The following is a 17,455-nucleotide window of genomic DNA, read 5'->3' as shown; positions in this document are numbered from 1 at the left end:
ATATGCCAGTTGATAAGGATATTAAAAAAGTATTAATTATTGGTTCTGGACCTATTCAAATCGGACAAGCAGCGGAATTCGATTATTCAGGATCACAAGCATGTAAATCACTAAGGGAAGAGGGAATAGAAACAGTACTCGTTAACAGTAATCCGGCTACCATTCAAACAGATATGGGGATGGCGGATACTGTTTATACAGAACCATTAACTCCGGAAGTGGTTGCAAAAATCATAAAGGAAGAGGAAGTCGATGCAATTTTACCGACAATGGGTGGACAAACAGGATTAAACATTGCAACAGGTCTTGGAGATTTAGGTTTGCTTGAAGGGATCAAGGTTTTAGGGTCTGATGTTCAAACAATTAAAGATGTGGAAGACAGGGACTTGTTTGCCAACCTTATGGATGAAATTGGTGAAGAAATTCCGAAATGTCAGGCCGTTGAAAGTGTAGATGCAGCTCTTGAAGCAGTAAAAGATATCGGTTATCCTGTTATTGTAAGGCCAGCTTTCACATTAGGTGGAACTGGTGGTGGAATTGCCCACAATGAGGAAGAATTAATTGAAATTGCAAATCATGGATTGGATATGAGTTTCATTAATCAGGTTCTTATTGACGAATCTGTTTTAGGTTGGAAAGAAATAGAATTTGAAGTAATGAGGGATAAAGAGGATACTTGTATTATTGTATGTACTATGGAAAACATAGACCCAATGGGTATCCACACTGGAGACAGTGTTGTTGTAGCCCCTATTCAAAATTTATGCGATGAAACTATTCAACAAATGCGCGATGCATCCATTAAAATTATCAGAGCATTAGGAATTCGTGGCGGATGTAATATTCAATTTGCATTAAATCCTGAAACTGATGAATATAAGGTAATTGAAGTAAACCCTCGTGTATCAAGAAGCAGTGCACTTGCATCTAAAGCAACAGGATATCCAATTGCAAAGATTTCATCAAAAATAGCTTTAGGATTGACTTTGGATGAAATTAAAAATGACATTACCAAGGAGACTCCCGCCTCTTTTGAACCTGCTATTGATTATGTTGTAATTAAAATCCCAAGATGGCCATTTGATAAATTTAAAGGAATCGGCCGTGAAGTCGGAGTTCAAATGAAGGCAACCGGTGAGGTAATGGCTATTGGAAGAACTTTTGAAGAGGCATTCCAAAAAGCGATTAGGTCACTCGATATGGGCTTTGACGGTTTTGAATATGTTGAATACACAGAAGAGGATTTGGCGAATCCGACAGATTTAATCTACTTCCAAATTTATTCAGCTATTAAAGATGGAATGGATATTGATAGGATTAGGGAACTAACTAAAATTGATAATTTCTTCTTATACAAAATCAGAAACATCGTAAACTTTGAAAATGATGTTACTGCCGATAAATTGGATGATGAAGATTATTTGAGAAAAGCAAAACAGATTGGTTGTTCCAATAAAAGATTAGCTGATTTGTCCGGTCAAACTGAAGAATATATTAGAAACTTGCTTTCAAGATACAACATTAAACAGTCATATAAAATGGTAGATACCTGTGCTGCTGAATTTGAAGCTAAAACTCCATATTATTACAGCAGCTATGATTTAGGTAATGAACTTACATCAACATCCAAGAAGAAAGTTGTAATTCTGGGTGCAGGTCCAATTAGAATTGGTCAGGGTATCGAATTTGATTACTGTTGTGTACATTCCTCTCTTGCGCTTAAGGAAGATGGAATTGAAACAATTTTAATCAACAACAACCCCGAAACCGTAAGTACTGATTATGACATCTCTGATAAATTGTTCTTTGAACCGCTCACATTTGAAGATGTGATGGGTGTAGTTGATCAGGAAAAGCCTGATGGTGTTATTGTCCAATTTGGTGGACAAACATCCATTAACCTGGCTGTTCCTTTAGCTAATGCAGGTGTTAAAATTTTAGGAACTCCTTATGAAAGTATTGATAGGGTAGAAGACAGGGAATTATTTGCAGAACTTTTAGAAAAATTACATATTCATCAAGCACCATATGGTACTGCTAATTCATTTGATGAGGCAAAAGAAATTGCTGAGAGGATTACCTTCCCAGTGCTTGTCCGTCCGTCATATGTTATTGGTGGAAGGGCTATGGAAATTGTTTATGATAACAATGAACTTGAAGAATATATGAAGGAGGCCGTTAAAGTTTCACCGGAACATCCTATTTTAGTGGATAAGTTCTTAGAAGATGCCATTGAACTTGATGTGGATATTTTATGTGATGGTGAAGACGTATTTATTGCAGGAATAATGGAACACATTGAAGAGGCCGGTGTTCACTCTGGAGATTCCGCATGTGTAATACCTCCTCAAACTATCCCGGAACATATTCTGGACACCATTCGTGAAAACTCCACTAAATTAGCTTTAGAACTTGATGTTAAAGGTTTGATGAATATTCAATATGCAGTTAAACTTGATGAGGAGATGGTTTACATTATTGAAGCTAACCCTCGTGCAAGTAGAACTGTTCCGTTTGTAAGTAAGGCTATTGGTGTGCCATTGGCAAAAGTGGCTACTTGGATTATGAATGGCGCTAAATTAAAAGACTTTGATTTAACCAAAGAAATTAAAATAAATCATGTGGCTGTAAAAGAATCCGTATTCCCATTCTTAAAGCTTCCGGAATCCGACACTGTTTTAGGTCCGGAAATGAAATCTACTGGTGAAAGTATTGGTATTGATGAAAGCTACGGAATGGCATTTTTCAAATCTCAACTTTCAGCTGGAATGGATTTACCAAAAGAAGGTAAAATTTTCATAAGTGTTAAAGAGCAAGACAAAAAGAAAATCAGACCTATTGCTGAGAAAGCGGCTACATTAGGTTTTGATCTTGTTGCCACTAGCGGTACGGCTGACGCTACCGGTTTGGATTCTGTTGAAAAAATCAAAAAAGTATCACAGGGCTCCCCTAATATCAAAGAAGCAATTTTAAACAAAGAAATCGATTTGATCATCAACACTTCTGAAGGTAAACAATCTGCAAAAGATGGTTACATCATTAGGCGTTTGGCTATTGAGTTGGGTATTCCTTATGTTACCACATTAGCCGGTGCAAGGGCAGCTTTGAATGCTATACAGGCCGTACAGAACCATGAAATTAATGTAAAATCTTTGAATAGATATATTGATGGAGATTAATTTCTCTATCCTTTTTTTTAATTATTATACAGGTATTCTTTAATGTTAATGCCGCATGAAGGACATTCTACGGCATGGATGTCAAGCCTGCTTTTACATTTAGGGCAAAAGTTTAATCTAACTTTATATTTCTTATTGATATCAATCTTAATGTTGACTTCAAGTCTTTCTGTAATATTTGTTTTCAATACACTTTTATCCCAATCATTGTCCATCAGCAACTTTTTGTAATAGTATGCTTCGGTCATTGTATCATAATATCCGATATTTTCTTCCCCTCTTTGAATGAAAAATTTACGGAGCTTATGATCAAATAGTATTTCCCCTTCCCTTTCCTTTTTGTTGACTTTCATTCCTTTGATACGGCCTTTTGGTCTTTTTTCAGGAAATGGTGGCAATTCCATATGTTCATACTTGTTTTCCAAGTCACACTCAACAAGCAAATCATAATCAAAGTTACAAAAAAATAGCGCATCTCTTTCGTATAGTGCATCGGATAATTTCTTGAACTCACCATAATCTTTATTGTTATGTTTAACTCTGTAAACATTTCCAGTTTTTATAATATTCCTGTAAAAATAACGTATTTCTTGAGAGTTAATAGAAATCATCCCCATTTTCATAAAAAAGATAGTAATCATTTAATTAGCATATATTTAAAAAATGAAAATAACTATTAATATTTAATATTGTTATTTGATTTAATAAATTTTTTTAATAATAAAATATATTAATAAAAAAAATTAGATTTTCCTTTAATGTTTACTATAGCTAATGGAATCATATTAAAAGGCCAGGATTTGACATTGAAAAAAGAGAATATTGTTGTTGATGAAGGCAAAATTGTTGAAATAGCAAAAGAATCTATGGAAGGCAAAATTATTGATGTGGATGGTGCAGTAGTTTGCCCTTCATTTGTCAATGGCCATATGCACATTGGTGATTCCATTATTAAAGATGAAGGTTATTCCTTATCATTAAGTGAAATGGTAAAACCTCCAAATGGTGTGAAGCATGTTGCATTAGCCAATGCCAGTGATGATGAAGTCATCAGTGCCATGGAAGAGACTATGTGGGACATGGCTAAAAGCGGCACCACTCATTTCATTGATTATCGCGAAGGCGGAATTAAAGGAGTAAAATTATTAAAAAAAGCTTCAACAAACATTCCGATTAAGCCAATCATTCTTGGTCGTGATGATAGTTTCTATGGTGAAGATCCCGATTTGAAAAAAGTTAAGATAGCTATTAGAAAACTTTTAAAAATAGCTGATGGGATTGCTCCCAGCGGTTTTGGCGAAATTACGGATGAAGTTGCAAATTTAATTGTCAGGGAGTGCAATAAGCATGGTAAACTTTCTTCAATCCACGTTGGTGAATCTGAATCTAACCAATTAGAATCTTTAGATGAATTTGGCAAAACTGAAATTGGCAGGGGGGTTAACTCTAATTTCAATCAGTTAGTTCATTTAACCAATCCGATTTCCGATGATTTGAGTTTGGTTTCAAAATCAAATCAGAATGTTGTGGTCTGTCCTAGAGCTAATGCAACTTTAAATGTTGGAGTAGCTCAATTGAATAAAATGATGGATTTAGGTATCAGACCATTGATTGGAACGGATAATGTAATGATTAACTCTCCAAACATGTTTAGGGAGTTGGAATTCACATTAAAACTCATGTCTGTTTATTATAAAAATTATATCGGCCCGAAAGATTTATTGAAAATGGCAACTACTAATGTTTGTGATAATGCAATCAATGCCATCGTTAAAAAATCAACTATTGATGTTGGCAGTGATGCCGAGTTCATTGTCTTAAATTCTTTTTCTAAAAATCCTTATTTAAATATAATAAATCGCTGTGAATCGAAAAATATATTATATACTATTAATAAAAAAGTTAATGTATAATATCATAGATGCTTATCTATTATATTATGGGGATGTCATTTATGTATAAAAAAATATTAATCCCTACAGACGGGTCAGAATTTGCTAAAAAGGCACAAATGCATGCACTATTTATAGCTAAGGTTAGTGGTGCTGAAATAATTGCTGTAAGTGTCACTGAAAACAATTTCGTTAATGGACTTCCATTGGATGATGAAATTTATCAGTTAAATCAAATTTTAAACGAACGATCTGAGGAAAACCTTAAAGAATTTGATAAATTAAATGAAGATGGGGTTGAAGTGACCCACATTATCAAAGAGGGTTCTCCTGCCAGAGCTATTTTAGAAGTGGCAAATGAGGAAAATGTTGATTTGATTGTTATGGGAAGTTCAGGCAAGTCTGGCTTTGATAGATTTATCATGGGCAGTGTTGCAGATAAAGTCGTTAACTCTGCAAAATGTGCAGTACTTGTAGTGCATTAATTGCCTGCCTTTTCATATTATTATTATATGGGTGTTTTTATGTTAGTCAAAAGAACAATGTCTAAAAATGTTGTTAGTGTTTCTGTACCTGGAAACAGAGAAAAAGTTTTAGACTTAATGAGAAAAGAAAATAAAGCAGTACTTCCGGTAGTAAAAGAAGACACTAATATATTAGTAGGTATTATTACACGTTCAGATTTAATTAATAATCCTGATGAAGAACAAATTGCCATGTTGATGAGCAGAAATTTAATCACCGTCAGTCCTGATGATGATGTAACTGATGCAGCACGTGTAATGATTGAGAATAATGTTAGGAGAGTTCCGGTTATTAATGAAGATGGTGAACTGGTAGGAATTATCACATCTTTTGATTTGGTATCCAAAGCTTTGACAAAAGTTGAAGTTGACGATGCTGTTGAAAATTATATGATTACTACAGTTCCAACAACCTGGGAGAAAGCTCCATTGAATGTTGCATTTGAAACTATGAACCAATTCGGATTAAAATCAGTATTGGCATTGGATGATGATGCTAAATTATCCGGTATTCTAACCGAAACCGATTTCATTTCCGAAATTGAAATTATCTCTGAAAGAAGTGAACACAGTTCCACTGTCGGTACAGAAGGAGACAAATGGTCATGGGATAGTACCTCAGTATTATACATTGAGAAAAACCACTTAAAATTCACAGATAAAGTTGTTGGCGATGTTGCTGTAGGCAATGTTGAAGTGGCTAATTCAAAAACCAAAGTCACTGACTGCGCTAAAAAAATGAAATCCTTAAACATCGAACAGATTCCTGTTATCGGTGTTGAAGGGGATTTAGTAGGACTTGTTAGAGCTAGTGACCTAATCAAAGCATTAGTTGAATAATTGTGATATAATGGCTGTTAGTCCAGTTTTAGTAGTTAAAGTTAGTGAAAGTGTTGTCAGTGTTCGTGCAAGATTATATGATGATTTTTCCGAACATGAAATCATTCTTAACTCAGTAATTACTTATTGGTGGGCTAATAATTTGCCACCTGCTAAAAAATTTTTAGAACTTTTTGATTCAGTCATTAAGAGGACCATTAATGAAATAATGCCCCATAAAATCTTAAACTTGAAGTATGATGTTAAAGCTAACCAATCTTTGGATAATGCTTCCGAGCTTGAGATAAATATTGTCAGTATTGATGCTGATGGCATTGGTTTTAAAATTGAAGGGGAGTGTATTTCATTAAAGGGACTTCAAAAAGTAAGTGATGATTTTGAATCAAAAGAAGTTTTGTTAACTTTTGATCAATCTATTGAAACCCCAGATATGGTCTTGAAGAAATATAATGAGATGAAGGATGAGGTTTAGAAGATGGCTTTTAAGGTCGTAACCAACCCTTCAAAATTTTTAATTCTTGTTAATTTAAAATATAGTTTTATAGATAATTTTTATTCTAACCAATCAATGATTAATTTAAATGATTTGCCTTTTTAATTTTGCATCATAATTTTGTTTAAAGATATATATCCATCTTTAAAATCTACGATTTCACTAAATTTTTAATAAATCTAAGCAAGTCTTTCGCATCTTCTTTTTTGATATCTTTAGATTCTCGAATAAAATTAATTAGCTGGTCTTTTTTATTGTTATCCAGATTTGATTCGCTTAATGTTTGCGCATAGTTTCTTTTTGGATAATAGGTTTTTTTTGCAATGCTTAATAGGTCATCTTTTTCCTTTTCAGTTAAAATATTTTCAGACACTGCATTTTCAAAAATATATTTCATGTTAATTAATGGTTCGGAAAGCGCTTGCAATGTTTCGCTGTCAAGCATTACAGCAACATCGTCATCAGATTCAACTTCTCCTGATGCATATTGATTATAAACATAACCTATACCTGTCATTCCTAAAGTATCCAGTTCAGAGGCTCTTAATGCACCCATACTTGAAGATCCAAATACCTTAATTCCGGAATTCATCACGTTAAGTATTTCTTTATGGCCCACTGCGGAGTTTTGATGAAAAACACCATCGATTATTCCAATGATGTCGGGATGTTCCTTAAGGGCCAAATTCAAATCTCCTCTTTGAATGGGTCTTTTGTAAACTACTTCAATATCATTGGAACTATCTAATATCTCACGCGCTTCATTAAAAGGAATTGATAATCCCGCATAAATTATAATTTTAACCATATCAATCAAACTTTCAAAAATCTGTAACCTGCTCTGCTTGGGTCAATTGTGTAAACTTCCATTTTGGGAATGACCACACGCACAACACTAACATCTATCTCGGGTCTAGTTAAATCAACATACAATATTTTTTCAATGCCGTTATCAATTAATTCATTTTTAACGATTTCAATATCTTTTGCAATGGAAGAAGTGCTTTTGTTTTCAATATCGGATAATTTAATTTGTTCTTCTTCATTTTTAAAGTAGTATCTGTTGATTCTTTTCATTCTTTCATAGCCCGCTTCACGAGCGAAATCCGCTCTTACGGTATCTTCACGAGCTCCATTAATTTGTGTTGCCCTACTTTGCGCCACTTCAGTAAGGGCTCTTAGAACTGCAACTTCCGGATCCAAGTGTGTTCCCATTCCTAAAGTCAAAAGTCCGGCATCTTTTGTGATTGTGTCATCAGCAGATGCGGCAATTGTTGGGATTTTAATGTCTGCAGTGAAGTCCATTAGTTTAATTTTAATGCCTTCACTTTCAAATTTGTTAATGATGTCCAGAATAGTTTCACTTTCGATACTGCCAATGTCAATTTGAGCATAATTCTTATGAGTTAACTCGAAGATGCTCCATGCATCTCTTTCAATAACTTCCAGCATTCCATGTAGGATTGCTTCCTCCAGGATGTTGCCTGATGCAAGACCGTTAGTATTTGATTTGAATAAAGTCTGGACATTGTTATCAGGGTTATATGGGTGAAAAATAGCATTTGTAGGAATCAGGTATTCGTTTCCGGAGATTATTTCTTTGGATCTGCTCCACTCCAAATTCATGCCGGCCATATCCTTTTTTTCAATATCTTTTGGCAAATTTAAGCTTTTTGGGTCAATAAAAGATCCATATTCGCCAATTTCATCTAAATTGGCAATTATGGTGTCATCACTATCTTGCCTTTCAGCGGAATATCTCTCAAAACCTTCCATCATTGCAGATGCCTTTGCATGGTCTTTTGAAATTCCTTTGCCTCCATAAATGCTTACGGCGCCCTCTTCAGCAGTAGGTCTGATTGCAGTATAAATCGGAAGACCAATCCTATCCAAATCGGTAATGTCTGCAATACGGGTTATTCCGGCCGTCTTTAGTTTATCCTCATTTATTTCGATGGTTTTACTTGGGGCTATTACCCTATGGGTCCCCTCAAAATATGTAATCTCTTCATTCATGTTCTATAATCCTATAATTAATCTGACTATATTTTCAGCACCCATTGTCATTGATAGGAATGTCATTACTCCTGCAATAGCTATTACAATCACCCAAATTCCGGCATTCCACCTTAATACTTTGGATCCATCTAAGTTTCCAATAGGCAGTAAATTAAACACGGCCAAATAGCTGTTGATTGAATAGCCAAGTGAACATACGATGAATATTATTACGGAATTCTGTGAAGTGAATGCGGATGGATAAACTGCTGTTGCAATTCCTAAAAATATTAATGCAAGTGCAATGTTTACAACAGGTCCTGCAATTGAAATTTTCCCGTTTATTTCGTCAGTCATGTAATTTGCATAGGTATAAACCGCACCGGGTGCTGCAAAAACAAATCCAAAAAATGATGTAACAAGTGCGAATAATAATCCTTGTGGCCATAATTTGAATTCAGCCCAGTACCCATGCTTCATTGATACAAACTTATGCCCCAGTTCGTGTAGGATAAAACCAAGACCTACACCAACCATAATCATTGGAAGCATGTTTAACAAAGCAGGGATGTCTCTACCAGTATTTGCAATTCCAAAACATAGGGAAATAACGAAAAATGCTATAAGTAAATCTCTTATTTCACTGCTTGTAAATTTAAACATAATTTTAAAATATCTAATTTTATATATAAAGTTTTTTCTAAATATTATCATGGATGTTCATGTAGACAATATTTTAAAGGATTTGGAAAAAGACGATATTCAAGCTTATATGCTTACCCAGTTTACTAACATAGAATATATTTCTGATTATAGGCCAACCAGCTTTGCCTTTTGCATACTGAAAGAGGAACCGGTCATATATGCTTCAAAAATGGATATGGAAATAGCCAATAGGAATTCAACCATTGATGTAAGGGAATATGAGTCAATGGAAATGATGATTGGCGATTTGAAAAAGGAAGGAGTCAAAATCCTGGCCATCGAACCGGAACTTGCCTTCGGCACTTATGAGAAGTTCAGGGATGACTTTTCAATAGTGTCCAAAAAGTACATTGACAAACAGAGAATGATAAAAAGCCCTCAGGAAATAGAAAATATTCAAAAAGCAACTGATATTGCCCAGAAATCATTTTTGGAGTTGGACATATTGAACAGAAATGATTCGGAAAGTGTCGTCGCATTCGATTTGGTAAAGCTGATGATTGAAAACGGAGCAAGCAAGGAATCCTTTGACACGATAGTGACAAGCGGTGCAAATTCAAGCCTTCCCCATGCAGTTCCCGAGCACAAATCCTTGGAGCAGCCAATATTGGTTGATTGGGGTGCAATATGTAATGGGTACTGTTCTGACAACACCCGTACAATGGTCTACACAGAGTTTCAACATGAAATCTGGGATATTGTTGCTGAGGCTCATGACAAGGCCATCAAGGTCATCAGACCGGGGCTTAAATGCTGTGAGGTTGACAAGGTTGCCCGTGACATCATTTCCGAGTATGGCTATGGGGAAAGGTTCATCCACTCAACAGGCCATAGCTTAGGTCTTGACATTCACGAAACTCCTGGTTTTTCCGTTCGCGATGAGACTGTTGTTGAAAAGGGAATGGTCATAACGGTCGAGCCGGGAATCTATCTTGAAGGGGAATTTGGAGTTCGCCTAGAGGACACTGTTTCAATAGAAAAAAGAGCCAGCGTCATTGGCGGTTTGCCTTTAAATATTGATTAATCATATTATAAATTAATAAAGAAAAAAATTGAGAGTTTTAGGACACTCTCAAAAGTTTTTTTTTGAAATAATCTTTTGATTAAAAGTCCTTGGTTGTTGATTCCAGAAGGAATGGAATAATTGCCTTAGCCAATTTGCTGATAGCATGGTTTGCAACCATATTTTTTCCAGGTTCGGTTATCCTTGAGAAGAACAGTCCTTCACAGAACAGTATTTTTTCAGCGCCTTTTACCCTTTCAATATCGAAATCAACAGTTTCTTCCATTGCGGCATCGTGTCTGGGATTCAATAATAATTTCTTCATGCATATATAACATTAATTCTTTTCAAAAACAGTTAAGCAACGCAAGTCATGTTTGGAAAAAATAGAATTAAAGTGATTGCTGTGAATCACTTTCCGGTAGGTTAAAGATTAGAATTTAAAGAATTCTTTCCATTTTATTTTATGTTTTGTGGTCTGCAGTGTTTTATCGTAGGTTTCGCTTTCTTCATGTTGCTTTTTCATTAAGGATTCTTTGATTTCTGAATCAAGAGCACTATCCCTTATTTTTTCAATAATATCTTCATCTTGACTTTCTGTTTCAATTTGAGATAATGCTTCATCTTGAAATTCGAAAATAAGATCAATAGCCTGCCCAACATCTATGCCTTTTGATTTTAAAATTTCAATTTTTTCCAATTGGGCGTCTGTAAAATCAATTTCCATTTTTGGTATGATTAAAACCTCAAAATAATAATGCTTACTTAAATATATTGCTGCACTTATTTAAATTATTTTTCAAATATGTGGTGTCCTTTTGAGGGGTGTTTTACAGGAAATGTCAAAAAAATGCTTGTTTCAAAGGATACTAATAGGTGACAAAAACTGTTTTACAGCCGTAAATGCTTTTCTATTTAATTTAGTTCATTGATAACAGTTCCTTTGGTTTCAGGGAATACCCAAATCCAGATGCCCACCAGTATGGCAAAGATTGCAGCAATGAATATGCCGTAGCTTAAATCATAGTATGAGCCAATGATGGTTATGATTACTGGAGTGGCGAATTGTATTCCTCGTGCAAGGTTGAATACTGTCCCAACACCGGTATTTCTTATTTTTGTTGGGAACAATTCTGAGAACAATGCTCCAAATCCGCCAAAATATCCTGTTCCAAATCCTGTTAAGAACATGAATACATATATCAGTTCATTAATTGCATTAATCTGATTCCAGAAAATGGTTATCATTGCTATGCTTAAGCCCATTATGCAACTGTAAATTGTAAATGCAGGACGTCTCCCAAGCTTTTCAGATACAAAACCAAAACTTGTATAACCTAAAAAATCACCTAATTGGATTACTATAATTCCAATTGTAGTGCCAAGTAATGCCAGGCCTCTCTCTTGTTCAAGATAAGTTGGTAACCAGGAATATGTATACCAATAGGCAGACATACCGAATACACATAATATCAGGGAGATGAGGAATATTTTTCTATATTCTTTTGAAAGTAATTCTTTGAACTCCTGAAAAATGTTCTTATTCACGTACTGATCTCTATTTTGAAGCCAAACATCTGATTCTTTAAGGTGTTTCCTTATGAGAATAACTGTAAGTGCAGGAATAATTGAAATTAAAAAGGTCATTCTCCAACCAATAATGGGACTTACTATGCCTCCCACTATTGAAGCTAATATCACTCCAATCGGAGCTCCGGATTGCATGAAACCTCCAAATTTGGCCCTTAAATTATCTGGAAATGTCTCATTAATATAGATTTGGCCAGTGGCCCATTCTCCACCAACACCTAATCCGGTGATGAATCTAAATATTACTAATGAATAAAAAGACCATGAAAAAGCAGATAATAGTGTGCCTATAGAATAAACTAAAATCGTCCATTGCAACACTGTCTTACGGCCATATTTATCTCCCAATGCTCCAAAAATAATTCCTCCCAAACCTGTGGCGAATAGTGAAACTCCTAAACAGAATGCAAGCATTTCGGCAGAAAAATGCAAGTCACTTTGAAGTTGAGACACTAAAAAGGTAAATAAGACCAAGTCATAGAAATCAAAAACCCAACCTGCCCAGCTCAAACCGAAAATCTTATAATGGTCTTTGCTTAATTTTGCTTCTTCATTCATTAACATAAATTCTAACATCCTGTGATTGCTTGGATTTTTATAATAATTAGTTTATATTTTGCATTACGAGTTATATAATATTTTTCAAGAATATTGCTTATTTAGTAACCTTCTAAAAGATAGATGATTCATGAGGTTTTTGTTTGTTTTGTCGAATATTCAAGTTAATATGCGATAGGGCTCTTTTAAGTAATGTGGGAAGGCATCGTATTATTTAAAGAGTAGTAATCAATATTACTTTAATTTTAAATATAATGAACAATAAAATTTTGAATGAATATTTTTTGTGAAATTTTTCAAATCTAAAGTGAAAAGATGATATTGCTAAGTTTTGATATTGAGGAGTTTGATGGGCCTCGTGAACATGGTGTGGATTATTCGTTAGAAGAGGGCATGCGGGTATCTGTGGAAGGTACAAATCGTATTCTTGATGTGCTGAAGGCGAATGATGTACGTGCCACATTGTTTTGTACAGGCAACTTCGCGGAGAATGCTCCTGAAGTAATGCAACGTATCATAAATGAGGGTCATGAGGTTGCATGCCACGGTGTGGATCATTGGCAACCGAATGAAACAGATTTCGTCCGTTCAAAGGAGATTGTGGAACGTGTCACTGGGGTTGCTGTGACTGGTTATCGCCAGCCTCGCATGTTTCCTGTCGTTGAATCTGAAATCAAGAAAGCGGGTTATCTTTATAATTCATCACTTAACCCAGCATTCATCCCGGGCCGTTACATGCACTTAACCACTCCTCGCACTTGGTTTATGGAGGATGGCGTGATGCAGATTCCGGCATCAGTTACGCCGGTGGTGCGATTTCCATTATTTTGGCTGTCACTGCACAACCTGCCTGAGAGGATATATCACATGATGGTTCGTAGAGTGCTTCGCCATGACGGATACTTTGTGACTTATTTCCACCCATGGGAGTTTTATGAACTTAAGGAGCATCCTGAATTTAAAATGCCGTTTATCATCCGCAACCACAGTGGACGGCAGATGGTGGAACGTTTAGACAATCTTGTGAAAATGTTAAAAAGCAAGGGTCATAAGTTTATAACTTACAATGAATTTGTAAATATTCATAGTCAATCCCAACCGCAAAAAATCGAATAAAAGTTTTTAAATAACATTCTTATTAAATATATTCATATGTATGAGAAAAGGGATTGGTTAGGCTTATTTTTCTTTGGAGCTGCAATTTTAATATTGCTTTACATGTTTATCTCTCCATTAACTAATATGTTCATCAATATTGATGAATATTGGACTTATTCTTTAGTCAATCTCCCATTCATGGATGGGATGACTGTAGCAATCCATGATGTTCATCCGCCATTGTATTATTGGATATTGTATCTGTTAACTCCTTTCGGTTTGGATAACCTTTATCTTTTAAAAGTCGTTTCAATAATTCCCTATGTTCTTATAATGCTAGTCTCAGCAACTAAAATTCGCAAAGATTATGGATGGTTAACTGCAGGATTATTCGTCTTTTGTTTGGGAGTCATGACTGACTTTTTTGTTGAGTTTTTAACAATTAGAATGTATTCATGGGGATTATTTTTCCTTATAATGGTATTCATTTACTATAAGGAGGTTATAACTCATTGGGATAAGAAATCGTGGGTGCTATTAACTTTGTTCACGCTTTTATCAGTTTACCTCCAATACTTTTTGGCACTTACTTGCGGATTAGTATATTTGCTGATATTGGTGGAAATCTATACGAAACATAAGGATAAACTAAGGCAATTTGGCAAATCTGTTTTGGCATTGGTTGTTTTGTATGCTCCTTGGGGAATTGTTTTCATCCACCAAATCCAAACTCATGCCAATGATGCTAAGGAAGGTTTTGAATTAATTAATGCAGTGCATTATTTCACAGCCTTTGCAATCAAAAGTCTAAATTTCAGATTTGACATGATTATTTTTAAGTTAATTGCTGTTGTGTTTCTAATCTTTATTTTAGTTTTAATATATAAAAATAAGGATAAATATTCGGCTACAGGCATATTTCTAATGTATGCAACACTTGGGATAGGCATAATCGGGTTGATGTCTTCATTTACCAATTCCATGAGGGTCAGATATTTAGTTCCAGTATTCGGAATATTTTGGCTTTCAGCTTCGATAGTGGTTGGCAGAATTAAGAGTTATAAAGTATTGACTGCCGCACTTATTCTAGTCATACTTCTGACGGGTGCAAGTCTGGCGATAACAAATGAGGATATTGATTCTAGATTGGCATTCAATGAAAAGAAAGATAGTTTCCTGGATAGCATTAACAATAATGGCAGTGTAATTGTCTATAATACTGATTATGGTTATAAGGTTTTACATAAAGATTTAAACAACTCTAAGCAGTATACACTATCCGATAGCTATTTCTACGATGATGATGTGGAAATATCTAAGGATTTTGATAAGATTTTAAAGGAAAATCCGGATAAAAACATCTATTTGGTTAATTGGAAACTCAAGGAATCCAATAAAAAATATGATGATAACTACAATTTAACCAAAGTCTATGATGCTAATCATTATAGTTTTAATTTAGTGGGTGCATGAATGCATAATGCACTTATTTTTTAATCTTTAAAGACTATCAATTTTGAGAATATATAGTTTAAAACTATTACTATGACTTGAACAACGATTTTTGAGATTAAATCCCCAATTACCAAAACATCAATAAACAGATACATCAAAGCGGTGTCAACTGCTCCTGAAAATATTCTTCCCCCAAAGAATAATGACATCTCCTTAAGGATTTCCGTACTTTTGCTCTCAAACACCCAAATCCTATTGGTGACATATGCAAATAGCACGGAAAAGAACCAAGCCAGGATGTTTGAAATCAGATAATTGATACCCAACAGATTTTCAAAAATGAAATATGTGATAATGTTGACAAAGAATGTAAAAGCTCCAAAAACGACATATAAAAATAGTTCTCTGTCTAATTTCATTTAAATCACGTTCTTATTCGTCATCAATATTTGATTCTTTGACAATGTATATTGGCCTATTTTTAGTTTCAACATAGGTTTTTTCCAAATATTTGCCCAAAACACCTATGGACAATAGCTGCATGCCTCCTAAAAGTAGTATGGCACACATTGTTGTAGCAAAACCTTGAACCGGATCAGAATAAAGCAAATATCGTGCTATGATGATTATCATATAAATAAATGCGATTATTGATATTGCAGTACCTAATAATGTGGATACAGATAATGGGGCTGTTGTAAATGCCACAATGCCTTCTATTGAATATTTGAATAGGCCCCATAATGACCAGGTTGTTTCGCCGGCAACCCTTTCAATATTTTCATATGGAATCCATTTTGTATTGAAGCCAACCCATTGAAACAAACCCTTTGAAAAGCGATTGTATTCACTTAATTGCAATATCGAATCAACAACCTGCCTTGTCATCACACGATAATCGGTTGCACCTTCCACCAATCCCATTTCAGAAATTTTATTAAATAATTTATAGAAAAAACTAGATAGAAATGATTTAATGGGTGCTTCACCTTTTCTTGTAGTTCTTCTTGCAGCAACAGCATCATAATCCTCATTTGTCACTGATTCAATCATTTCCGGAAGCAAACTAGGGGGATGCTGCAAATCGGCGTCCATAACACATATCAAATCTCCTGAAGCATTTCTTAAACCGGCATAAATTGCAGATTCTTTACCGAAATTCCTAGAAAAGGAGATATATTTGACATTTGAATTCGCATTGGCAAGGTCTTTAATATTTTTTAGAGTATTGTCACTGGATCCATCATTAATGAATATGATTTCAAAATTATAGTCGTTCAATGTTTTTTGAATTTCTTTTAAAAAAATCTCCACGGTTTCCTCTTCATTAAAACACGGAACAACAATACTCAAAAGATTCATGATTAAATATTTATTTGAAATATTATAAATAATTTACATTGATAGATGCTAGTTCATTCCATGATTTAAGTAACTCGAATTCACTGTTTGATAGAATCTACAATGCTGATTTTTTGAAAATATAACTAGAAATATCATTATTTTTGCTGCAAGAAGATATCCAATATTTTAAAGGCAAGCTTGATAAATTATTTTAATAAGTAAACTAAGAAATAATATTAATTAACTTATTAATCGTGATTTTATGTCTGAAGAAAGTTTGTATAGGAGAGCTGAAAAAAGAGCCGATGAAAAAATTGCCTTTTATAAACATTTGTTTAGTTTCATTGGAGTGAACTTAATGCTAATTATTTTGAATTTCCTCACTTTAGGCAATGGTGATGGATGGTGGTTTTATTGGATAACCATTTTCTGGGCAATTGGCTTACTGGTTCACTTCTTGAAAGTATTTGTCTTAAACGGAAAACTTGATGGTAACAGAGATGAGATGATTGAAAAAGAAATGGAAAAATTGAGAAAATAATTTTCATTATAAATCGCAGAAGCTTTTGACCGGGCTGTTAGTTAATGAGTTATCTCATTAACTGCTTTTTTTTGAGTTTTATAGTATTGTTCATATGTGTCAAAGTTGCAAATAAAAAAGTTACAATTTGTACCTATGCGACAATTTGATTATTTATTCAAATCTGCAGATTATGATAAGTTTAAATTAATTCTCTTAAGACAGCCATCTTAATTTGAATTAGAAAATTCAAAAG

The 17,455-nt window shown here is 34.3% G+C and carries 18 protein-coding genes; 9 read left to right on the top strand and 9 right to left on the bottom strand.

Features of this window, described 5'->3' with window-relative positions; genetic code table 11:
* Positions 1-2: 2 nt before the first annotated feature.
* The gene (gene carB / locus ACKI4K_RS07275) at positions 3-3,179 is read left to right on the top strand and encodes a carbamoyl-phosphate synthase large subunit (protein ID WP_407423716.1); all 3,177 of its coding nucleotides are present in this window, start codon (positions 3-5) and stop codon (positions 3,177-3,179) included.
* Between the two features lie 17 nt (positions 3,180-3,196).
* Here the strand turns inward: carB and ACKI4K_RS07270 are convergent, their stop codons facing one another.
* Entirely contained in the window at positions 3,197-3,790 is a 594-nt protein-coding gene (locus tag ACKI4K_RS07270) for a zinc ribbon domain-containing protein (protein ID WP_407423714.1), read from the bottom strand.
* A 147-nt stretch (positions 3,791-3,937) separates the two neighbouring features.
* Here ACKI4K_RS07270 and ACKI4K_RS07265 point away from each other — a divergent pair, with 147 nt between their 5' ends.
* Genes ACKI4K_RS07265 through ACKI4K_RS07250 form a run of 4 tightly spaced genes read left to right on the top strand, consistent with a single transcriptional unit; the run spans position 3,938 to position 6,907 of the window.
* Positions 3,938-5,092: an amidohydrolase family protein gene (locus tag ACKI4K_RS07265; protein WP_407423712.1), complete on the top strand. Its 1,155-nt coding sequence runs from the start codon at positions 3,938-3,940 to the stop codon at positions 5,090-5,092.
* Positions 5,093-5,133: 41 nt separating this feature from the next.
* Positions 5,134-5,556, top strand: coding sequence for a universal stress protein (locus tag ACKI4K_RS07260; RefSeq protein ID WP_407423710.1), 423 nt, complete (start codon positions 5,134-5,136; stop codon positions 5,554-5,556).
* 39 nt (positions 5,557-5,595) lie between these two features.
* Positions 5,596-6,435: a CBS domain-containing protein gene (locus tag ACKI4K_RS07255; RefSeq protein WP_407423708.1), complete on the top strand. Its 840-nt coding sequence runs from the start codon at positions 5,596-5,598 to the stop codon at positions 6,433-6,435.
* A gap of 10 nt (positions 6,436-6,445) precedes the next feature.
* A complete protein-coding gene (locus tag ACKI4K_RS07250) occupies positions 6,446-6,907 on the top strand; it encodes a hypothetical protein (RefSeq protein ID WP_407423706.1) in 462 nt (153 codons plus the stop codon).
* 172 nt (positions 6,908-7,079) lie between these two features.
* On the opposite strand, the gene ACKI4K_RS07245 is transcribed toward ACKI4K_RS07250, so the two are convergent.
* From ACKI4K_RS07245 to ACKI4K_RS07235, 3 genes are read right to left on the bottom strand one after another with little or no spacing between them, the layout of a single operon-like run.
* Positions 7,080-7,736 carry a TfuA-related McrA-glycine thioamidation protein gene (locus tag ACKI4K_RS07245; protein ID WP_407423704.1) on the bottom strand — a complete coding sequence of 219 codons (657 nt, stop codon included), beginning with the start codon at positions 7,734-7,736 and terminating at the stop codon, positions 7,080-7,082.
* Positions 7,737-7,741: 5 nt separating this feature from the next.
* Positions 7,742-8,944 carry a YcaO-related McrA-glycine thioamidation protein gene (locus ACKI4K_RS07240; RefSeq protein ID WP_407423702.1) on the bottom strand — a complete coding sequence of 401 codons (1,203 nt, stop codon included), beginning with the start codon at positions 8,942-8,944 and terminating at the stop codon, positions 7,742-7,744.
* A gap of 3 nt (positions 8,945-8,947) precedes the next feature.
* On the bottom strand, positions 8,948-9,589 hold the full coding sequence (locus ACKI4K_RS07235; RefSeq protein WP_407423700.1) for a site-2 protease family protein: 642 nt from the start codon (positions 9,587-9,589) through the stop codon (positions 8,948-8,950).
* Between the two features lie 49 nt (positions 9,590-9,638).
* Between ACKI4K_RS07235 and ACKI4K_RS07230 the strand changes: the two genes are divergently transcribed.
* Complete coding sequence (locus ACKI4K_RS07230; RefSeq protein ID WP_407423698.1) at positions 9,639-10,655, top strand: M24 family metallopeptidase; 1,017 nt, start codon at positions 9,639-9,641, stop codon at positions 10,653-10,655.
* A gap of 79 nt (positions 10,656-10,734) precedes the next feature.
* On the opposite strand, the gene ACKI4K_RS07225 is transcribed toward ACKI4K_RS07230, so the two are convergent.
* The 3 genes from ACKI4K_RS07225 to ACKI4K_RS07215 all read right to left on the bottom strand — a co-directional run bounded on the left by ACKI4K_RS07225 (position 10,735) and on the right by ACKI4K_RS07215 (position 12,782).
* Positions 10,735-10,959 carry a hypothetical protein gene (locus ACKI4K_RS07225; RefSeq protein WP_407423696.1) on the bottom strand — a complete coding sequence of 75 codons (225 nt, stop codon included), beginning with the start codon at positions 10,957-10,959 and terminating at the stop codon, positions 10,735-10,737.
* A 108-nt stretch (positions 10,960-11,067) separates the two neighbouring features.
* Entirely contained in the window at positions 11,068-11,334 is a 267-nt protein-coding gene (locus ACKI4K_RS07220; protein ID WP_407423694.1) for a hypothetical protein, read from the bottom strand.
* Positions 11,335-11,549: 215 nt separating this feature from the next.
* Positions 11,550-12,782, bottom strand: a complete 1,233-nt coding sequence (locus ACKI4K_RS07215; RefSeq protein WP_407423692.1) for an MFS transporter — start codon at positions 12,780-12,782, stop codon at positions 11,550-11,552.
* Between the two features lie 315 nt (positions 12,783-13,097).
* On the opposite strand from ACKI4K_RS07215, the gene ACKI4K_RS07210 reads away from it, so the two are divergent.
* Together ACKI4K_RS07210 and ACKI4K_RS07205 are read left to right on the top strand one after the other, a co-directional pair.
* The gene (locus ACKI4K_RS07210; protein ID WP_407423690.1) at positions 13,098-13,898 is read left to right on the top strand and encodes a polysaccharide deacetylase family protein; all 801 of its coding nucleotides are present in this window, start codon (positions 13,098-13,100) and stop codon (positions 13,896-13,898) included.
* Between the two features lie 36 nt (positions 13,899-13,934).
* A complete protein-coding gene (locus tag ACKI4K_RS07205; protein WP_407423688.1) occupies positions 13,935-15,353 on the top strand; it encodes a hypothetical protein in 1,419 nt (472 codons plus the stop codon).
* Between the two features lie 20 nt (positions 15,354-15,373).
* Here ACKI4K_RS07205 and ACKI4K_RS07200 read toward each other — a convergent pair whose 3' ends face one another.
* Complete coding sequence (locus tag ACKI4K_RS07200) at positions 15,374-15,754, bottom strand: GtrA family protein (RefSeq protein WP_407423686.1); 381 nt, start codon at positions 15,752-15,754, stop codon at positions 15,374-15,376.
* A 13-nt stretch (positions 15,755-15,767) separates the two neighbouring features.
* Complete coding sequence (locus tag ACKI4K_RS07195) at positions 15,768-16,697, bottom strand: glycosyltransferase family 2 protein (RefSeq protein ID WP_407423684.1); 930 nt, start codon at positions 16,695-16,697, stop codon at positions 15,768-15,770.
* A gap of 244 nt (positions 16,698-16,941) precedes the next feature.
* Between ACKI4K_RS07195 and ACKI4K_RS07190 the strand changes: the two genes are divergently transcribed.
* Positions 16,942-17,220, top strand: a complete 279-nt coding sequence (locus ACKI4K_RS07190) for a 2TM domain-containing protein (protein WP_407423682.1) — start codon at positions 16,942-16,944, stop codon at positions 17,218-17,220.
* Positions 17,221-17,455 lie beyond the last annotated feature (235 nt).

Source organism: Methanobrevibacter sp. (genome assembly GCF_045644645.1).
Classification (GTDB): Archaea; Methanobacteriota; Methanobacteria; order Methanobacteriales; family Methanobacteriaceae; genus Methanocatella.
This window is presented reverse-complemented; position numbering and strand designations above follow the sequence as displayed.

What these genes read in the sequence shown, in the direction of transcription:
- ACKI4K_RS07210 (WP_407423690.1), top strand. Translation starts at nt 13,098, where the DNA reads ATGATATTGCTAAGTTTTGATATTGAGGAGTTTGATGGGCCTCGTGAA.
- ACKI4K_RS07195 (WP_407423684.1), bottom strand. Translation starts at nt 16,697, where the DNA reads ATGAATCTTTTGAGTATTGTTGTTCCGTGTTTTAATGAAGAGGAAACC.
- ACKI4K_RS07230 (WP_407423698.1), top strand. Translation starts at nt 9,639, where the DNA reads ATGGATGTTCATGTAGACAATATTTTAAAGGATTTGGAAAAAGACGAT.
- ACKI4K_RS07240 (WP_407423702.1), bottom strand. Translation starts at nt 8,944, where the DNA reads ATGAATGAAGAGATTACATATTTTGAGGGGACCCATAGGGTAATAGCC.
- ACKI4K_RS07270 (WP_407423714.1), bottom strand. Translation starts at nt 3,790, where the DNA reads ATGATTTCTATTAACTCTCAAGAAATACGTTATTTTTACAGGAATATT.
- ACKI4K_RS07235 (WP_407423700.1), bottom strand. Translation starts at nt 9,589, where the DNA reads ATGTTTAAATTTACAAGCAGTGAAATAAGAGATTTACTTATAGCATTT.
- ACKI4K_RS07265 (WP_407423712.1), top strand. Translation starts at nt 3,938, where the DNA reads ATGTTTACTATAGCTAATGGAATCATATTAAAAGGCCAGGATTTGACA.
- carB (WP_407423716.1), top strand. Translation starts at nt 3, where the DNA reads ATGCCAGTTGATAAGGATATTAAAAAAGTATTAATTATTGGTTCTGGA.
- ACKI4K_RS07190 (WP_407423682.1), top strand. Translation starts at nt 16,942, where the DNA reads ATGTCTGAAGAAAGTTTGTATAGGAGAGCTGAAAAAAGAGCCGATGAA.
- ACKI4K_RS07215 (WP_407423692.1), bottom strand. Translation starts at nt 12,782, where the DNA reads ATGAATGAAGAAGCAAAATTAAGCAAAGACCATTATAAGATTTTCGGT.
- ACKI4K_RS07260 (WP_407423710.1), top strand. Translation starts at nt 5,134, where the DNA reads ATGTATAAAAAAATATTAATCCCTACAGACGGGTCAGAATTTGCTAAA.
- ACKI4K_RS07225 (WP_407423696.1), bottom strand. Translation starts at nt 10,959, where the DNA reads ATGAAGAAATTATTATTGAATCCCAGACACGATGCCGCAATGGAAGAA.
- ACKI4K_RS07245 (WP_407423704.1), bottom strand. Translation starts at nt 7,736, where the DNA reads ATGGTTAAAATTATAATTTATGCGGGATTATCAATTCCTTTTAATGAA.
- ACKI4K_RS07205 (WP_407423688.1), top strand. Translation starts at nt 13,935, where the DNA reads ATGTATGAGAAAAGGGATTGGTTAGGCTTATTTTTCTTTGGAGCTGCA.
- ACKI4K_RS07255 (WP_407423708.1), top strand. Translation starts at nt 5,596, where the DNA reads ATGTTAGTCAAAAGAACAATGTCTAAAAATGTTGTTAGTGTTTCTGTA.
- ACKI4K_RS07200 (WP_407423686.1), bottom strand. Translation starts at nt 15,754, where the DNA reads ATGAAATTAGACAGAGAACTATTTTTATATGTCGTTTTTGGAGCTTTT.
- ACKI4K_RS07250 (WP_407423706.1), top strand. Translation starts at nt 6,446, where the DNA reads ATGGCTGTTAGTCCAGTTTTAGTAGTTAAAGTTAGTGAAAGTGTTGTC.